Here is a 3,965-nt window from a genome sequence, read left to right as displayed (position 1 = left end):
GACTCCAGCAGGCCATCAGTCGTCACATGCGCAAGGCCGTCGACGATCTCACCGCAACAACACGCCAGGAGTAGCTGAGGCCGAAAACCTCGTCACGCCTGGGCGAGGACTGCAGTCGGTTCGTCGGCAGTCCGCACTCGCGGACGGATGTCGCCGGGAACCGAGCGACCCCGGGCGGTTGGCATTCCGTGCCGGTACAACCGCACACCGCATGAGGCGGCACGTGGTGATCAACGGTATCGGCGCTCTCGCGGCCCGCGGTAGCCCTCCAGAGACATGCAGACGACGGCGATGTCCCATCCACCCATGCCCGATGCAGGTTCCTCGAAAAAGTAAGGGAGAGATGGTAATTACAAGACTTGGACCTATCGTAGATTGTTGACAATTGCTAGGATAGGTCTCGTGCCACCCCATCAAAGGCACGTCAGCCAAGGGCGCAGCCCAAGAACGGAGTAACCATGGTCAAGGCGACCGTCATGAGTGATGCAACAACCGCGGACCCCGGGAAGCACATCCTCAAGTCCACATCCACAACTCCCGGTCAGACCGAAGTGTCCCAAGGCCTTTGGGACGGAAACGGTCTGAGGACGGGGATCTGGGAGGTCACTCCGGGAACGTTCACGAGCACCCGGGACGGCTACAACGAGATTTGCCAGATCCTGAGTGGAACCGCCACCATCACCGAATCGAACGGCAACAGCTTCGACATCGGCCCCGGCTCGCTGTTCGTGACGCCCGCCGGCTGGGAGGGCACCTGGACCATCCACACGACGCTCCGCAAGATGTGGGTTGTGCAGGACATTTCGGGCGCAGTCGACTGACCGGCTGAAATAGCACCACGCCGCAGAAGAGCAGGCCAGATCCCGTGGATCTTGCCTGCTCTTCTGGGCTGTGTGCCGTCTGACGCTCCAGGAGATTCCAAGTCGGCGCACCCGCCAGCCACCCACTCATCGAACTCCTCACCACCTGAAGGAAGCCGTTGATGTCCACGCCCCTGCACGATCTCGCCCTCCGCGATCTCGACATCGAGCTTGCCCGGTACCGCGCCGACTACGCGGCACTGCAGGCCCAACAGCTCGCTCTCGACATCACCCGGGGCAAGCCGGCACCAGAACAGCTCGACCTGTCCGCAGCGATGCTCGCCCTACCCGGTGACGGTGACTACGTGATCGACGGGATCGATTGCCGCAACTACGGTGATCTCGCCGGATTGCCCGCGCTGCGTGAGCTGTTCGGTGAGGTGCTCGATATCGCACCCGCGAACCTGATCGCCGGAGGCACCTCGAGCCTGGAAACCATGTATGACGTCCTGTCGTTCGCCTGGATCCACGGCACGGGCGCGACGGGCCCCGCCTGGTCCTCCGAACCGGTGAAGTTCCTGTGCCCCGTGCCCGGCTACGATCGGCATTTCGCCATCACCGAGTCGTTCGGCATCGAGATGATTCCGATTCCGCTGCTCTCCGATGGCCCCGACACCGCTACGATTCGCGAGTTGGTCGCCGCGGATCCTCAGATCAAAGGAATTTGGTGTGTACCCACCTATTCCAATCCGAGCGGAGTGACCTACTCCGAGCAGGTCACTCGCGAACTGCTGAGCATGGACACCGCCGCCCCCGATTTCCGTATCTTCTGGGACAACGCATATGCGGTCCATCCCTTGACCGGTGATGCCCCGCCGGTTCTCGATGTCCTGAGTATCGCCGACCAGGAAGGCCATCCCGACCGGCCGTACGTGTTCGCCTCGACCTCGAAGATGACCTTTGCCGGAGGTGGAGTGAGCTTCTTCGCCGGCTCACCCGACAACGTCGCGTGGTACCTGGGTCATCTCTCGCAAAAGCGCATCGGACAGGACAAACTCAACCAACTGCGGCACGTTCGGTTCTTTGTCGATGCCGCCGGTGTTCGCGCCCACATGCGCAAACACCAGCAGATTCTCGCACCGAAGTTCGACCTGGTGACTTCCACCCTGCAGCGGGAATTGGGTAACTCCGGCATCGCGTCGTGGACGCAGCCGTCCGGAGGTTACTTCGTCAATCTCGAAGTGTTCCCGGGCACGGCCAAGCAGGTGGTGGCCCTGGCACACGCGGCCGGCATCACGCTCACTTCCGCCGGTTCCGCTTTCCCGTCCGGCGACGATCCTCGGGACAGCCACATCCGGTTGGCCCCAACCTTGCCATCGGAGCAGGAGTTGCGTCTTGCCGTGGAGGCTTTGTGCACCTGCATACGATTAGCGGCCGCCGAACTCGTTCGCCGCAACCACCGCGCCGGTGCGTCCCGAGAATCTGCGCCGGTGTAGCCGCCGCGGGGGTCAGCAAGTCGAGCACGGTGCCGGGGGATCCGACCGCAATACCCGGCACGGCCGGGCGGCGCCGTATTGCCGGTCGTCAGATTGGGACAGCGTTGCCAGGGCGGTGTCCTAGTCGCCGCGCTCGTCGAACCCCGGCCGGGCATGGTGAGCAGACGCCGGGTCGGACCAGCCGTGCCGAGTGCACATCGCCACGTGGCTGGTCAGGCCGACTCGGGCGGCGCGCCAGTGCGCCGCCCGAGTACCGCACGCGGTTTCTCGCTGTAGCTTCCCTACGTCTCGCACCATGGCGATACTCGCTGCCCGTGGAGAGGCGACGAGCAGGTGTTCGCGGAAGGTACCGTGGTCGCAAGGGAACGCGAGATGAAGGTGGCGGTTTCATGCCTCCCGGTATCAAGGCGACCACGGGAAACCTTCCCCACGAACTGACGAGCTTCGTCGGCCGCCGCCGTGAGATCGGCGAGGTTCGYCGGCTGCTCTCCGTTTCGCGGCTCGTGACCTTGACCGGTGTCGGGGGCGTAGGAAAGACCCGGCTGGCACTTCGGGTCGCCGCCGAGTCCAGTCGCGCGTTCGATGACGGTGTGTGGTCGGTCGGGTTGGGCGAGCTGAATGACCCAGGCGCGGTCGTCGACGAAGTGCTGTCGGCGTGGAGGCTGAGCGAGGGCCGCAGTGCCGCACCGGAGTCAGTGCTCGTCGAGTATCTCTCGCCGCGGAAGCTCTTGCTCCTACTGGACAACTGCGAGCACCTCATCGAACCCGTCGCCGACCTCGCCGTAACCCTTCTCCGCGCCTGCCCGGAACTCCGGATTCTGACGACCAGCCGGGAACCGCTCGGGATTGGTGGAGAAGCCATCCACCGGGTCCCACCCCTTACGATGCCGGACCCGGACCAGGTTTCGCTGGTCGGAGGGGGACTGGGCCACTACGAGGCGGTGAACCTCTTCGCCGAACGCGCGACGATGGCGGTCCCGGACTTCGACATCACCGAGAACAATAAGGACGTCATCGCGGCGATCTGCCGCCGCCTGGACGGTCTTCCGCTTGCGATCGAACTCGCCGCCGTGCGGCTCAGAGCGATGTCGGTGGAGCAGATCCTGCAACGGCTGACAGACCGGTACGCCCTTCTGACGACGAGCAGCAGGGAGGCGCCGGCACGGCAGCAAACTCTGCAGTGGTGTATCGACTGGAGCCACGAGTTGTGCTCTCAGGCGGAGCGGGAATTGTGGGCGCGGCTGACAGTGTTCTCGGGCGGCTTCGAACTCGACGCTATCGAGGGCATCTGCGCCGACGATATGACGTCATCCCAGGTTGTCGACGTGGTGGCGTCGCTGATCGACAAATCGATCCTGATTCGGGACGAGGTCGCGGGAGCCGTGCGGTACCGGCTCTTGGAGACGCTGCGCGACTACGGTATGGAACGGTTACAGGAGACCTCTGAGTTCGCATCGCTCTTGCGTCGGCACCGGGACTGGTACGAACACTTGGTGCTGCGGGCGGAGTCCGACTGGATTAGACAGTATGAGGGTATGGGCTGGGGCCCACTCCACATGTGAACGTGGGTTGCCGACAGGAAACGGGTCCTGGCCGGTAGAGCCACAAGATGTGGGAGGCCCCAGCAATGAATCAGCGTACGAGTGTCGGATTGGATGTGCACGCACGA

Annotated in this window: 2 protein-coding genes and 1 pseudogene; all 3 read left to right on the top strand. The window is 63.8% G+C overall.

Going from position 1 to position 3,965, the window contains the following annotated elements; genetic code table 11:
- The first annotated feature begins 476 nt into the window (after window positions 1-476).
- Window positions 477-821, top strand: a complete 345-nt coding sequence (locus AC1DWT_RS49945) for a cupin domain-containing protein (RefSeq protein WP_378452988.1) — start codon at window positions 477-479, stop codon at window positions 819-821.
- Window positions 822-982: 161 nt separating this feature from the next.
- Window positions 983-2,296, top strand: a complete 1,314-nt coding sequence (locus AC1DWT_RS49940; RefSeq protein ID WP_477926140.1) for an aspartate aminotransferase type Ic — start codon at window positions 983-985, stop codon at window positions 2,294-2,296.
- Between the two features lie 389 nt (window positions 2,297-2,685).
- Window positions 2,686-3,816, top strand: a pseudogene (locus tag AC1DWT_RS49935) (ATP-binding protein); the annotation flags it as partial.
- Between the last annotated feature and the right edge of the window lie 149 nt (window positions 3,817-3,965).

It is taken from the genome of Rhodococcus sp. P4_B6, from assembly GCF_056402215.1.
Note: the sequence above shows the minus strand (reverse complement) of the source record. Positions and strands in the feature narration are given on the sequence as shown.

What these genes read in the sequence shown, in the direction of transcription:
- AC1DWT_RS49945 (WP_378452988.1), top strand. Translation starts at nt 477, where the DNA reads ATGAGTGATGCAACAACCGCGGACCCCGGGAAGCACATCCTCAAGTCC.
- AC1DWT_RS49940 (WP_477926140.1), top strand. Translation starts at nt 983, where the DNA reads ATGTCCACGCCCCTGCACGATCTCGCCCTCCGCGATCTCGACATCGAG.